Source organism: uncultured Aquincola sp., assembly GCF_964001545.1.
Lineage (GTDB): Bacteria > Pseudomonadota > Gammaproteobacteria > Burkholderiales > Burkholderiaceae_C > Aquincola.
The window spans coordinates 1-1,622 of the sequence record NZ_CAXFDV010000397.1 but is presented as its reverse complement, the minus strand read 5'-3'; the positions used below and the strand labels follow the sequence as shown (position 1 = coordinate 1,622).

The following is a 1,622-nucleotide window of genomic DNA, read 5'->3' as shown; positions in this document are numbered from 1 at the left end:
TTCTACCGCACCGGCGACGCGGTGCGCTGGGTGGACCCCGAGCGGCCGCAGGCAGGTCTCTTTTTCGACGGCCGCATTGCCGAGGACTTCAAGCTCGACACCGGCACTTTCGTCAGCGTGGGGCCGCTGCGCGCCCGCATCGTGGCCGAAGGCGCGCCCTGCGTGCAGGACGTGGTGGTGGCGGGCATGAACCGGTCGGACATCGGCGTGCTCATCCTGCCGCGGCTGGACGAATGCCGGCGCCTGGCCGGCGCCGGGCCCGAGCTTCCGGTGCCCGAGCTGCTGCACCACCCGGCGGTGCGCGCGTTCTTCCAGGGCCTGACCGACCGCCTGTGGGCGGCCGGCACCGGCAGCGCCAACCGCGTGGCCCGGCTGCATGTGCTGGCCGAGCCGCCCTCGCTGGACCGCGGCGAGGTCACCGACAAGGGCTCCATCAACCAGCGCGCCGTGCTCACCCACCGCGCCGCGCTGGTGGAAGCCATGTACGAGGGCAGCAGCAGCGACCCCTTCCTGTTCCTGCCGCGCCGCTGAAGCCGGCGCACTTTTCCGGAGACTTTTCCATGCAGATCCAAGGACAAGCCGCGCTGGTGACCGGCGGCGGCTCCGGCCTGGGCGCCGAGACCGCCCGTGAACTGGCCCGACGTGGCGCCAAGGTGGCGGTGCTGGACGTGCGCCGCGAGGCCGCGCAGCGTGTGGCCGACGAGATCAATGCCGCCGGTGGCCAGGCGCTGGCGCTGGCCTGCGACATCACCTCGCCCACCGACGCGGAAGCGGCAATTGCCGCCGCCGCCGAAGCCCATGGCCCGGCGCGGCTGCTGCTCAACATCGCCGGCATCGGCACCGCGCGCCGCCTGGTGGGCAAGGACGGCACGCCGATGCCGCTGGAAGACTTCCGCCGCGTGATCGAGGTCAACCTGGTCGGCACCTTCAACATGACCCGGCTGGCCGCAGCCGCGATGCTCAAGCTGCCGGCGCTGGACGACGGCGGCACCGGCGAGCGGGGCGTGATCGTCTGCACCGCCTCGGTGGCGGCCTTCGACGGGCAGGTGGGGCAGGAGGCCTATGCCGCCTCCAAGGGCGGTGTGGCCGCGATGACGCTGCCGCTGGCGCGCGACCTGGCGCAGTTCGGCGTGCGTGCAGTCACCATCGCGCCGGGCCTGTTCCACACCCCGCTGATGGACGAGCTGCCGCAGACGGTGCAGGACTCGCTGGCCGCCAGCATCCCGTTCCCCAAGCGCCTGGGCCGCCCCAGCGAATTCGCGGCCCTGGCTGCCTCCATCATCGAGAACACCGCGCTCAATGGCGAGGTGATCCGCCTCGACGGCGCCCTGCGCATGGCAGCGAGATGACCCACCCCCGGAGCGGCTGACGCCGCTCCCCCTCCAGGGGGCGCCACCCGCAGACCGCCAGAGCCGGATCTGCGGTGGCTGCTGGATCAAGCCGGCGCCTGTGCCGGGCGTCTGTGCCGTGCATGAGTGAGGCTCGTTGATGTTGAGTTATTCGCCCCCGCTGCGCGAGATGCGCTTCGTCATCGACGAGGTGCTGCAGGCACCGGCCGCCTGGGCGGCGACGCCGGCGCATGCCGACCTCGATGCGGACACCGCCGCCGCGGTGCTGGAAGA

2 protein-coding genes and 1 pseudogene are annotated in these 1,622 nt (G+C 72.4%); all 3 read left to right on the top strand.

What is annotated here, in order from left to right; genetic code table 11:
- A pseudogene (locus tag ABNT58_RS13695) lies at positions 1-531 on the top strand (feruloyl-CoA synthase); the annotation flags it as partial.
- Between the two features lie 29 nt (positions 532-560).
- The gene (locus ABNT58_RS13690) at positions 561-1,349 is read left to right on the top strand and encodes an SDR family NAD(P)-dependent oxidoreductase (protein WP_348754022.1); all 789 of its coding nucleotides are present in this window, start codon (positions 561-563) and stop codon (positions 1,347-1,349) included.
- A 139-nt stretch (positions 1,350-1,488) separates the two neighbouring features.
- Positions 1,489-1,622, top strand: a 134-nt coding sequence (locus tag ABNT58_RS13685; RefSeq protein ID WP_348754023.1) for an acyl-CoA dehydrogenase N-terminal domain-containing protein, incomplete at its 3' end; no start/stop codon positions are given.

Excerpts from the sequence above, each read along its gene's own strand:
- ABNT58_RS13690 (WP_348754022.1), top strand. The coding sequence starts at position 561 with ATGCAGATCCAAGGACAAGCCGCGCTGGTGACCGGCGGCGGCTCCGGC.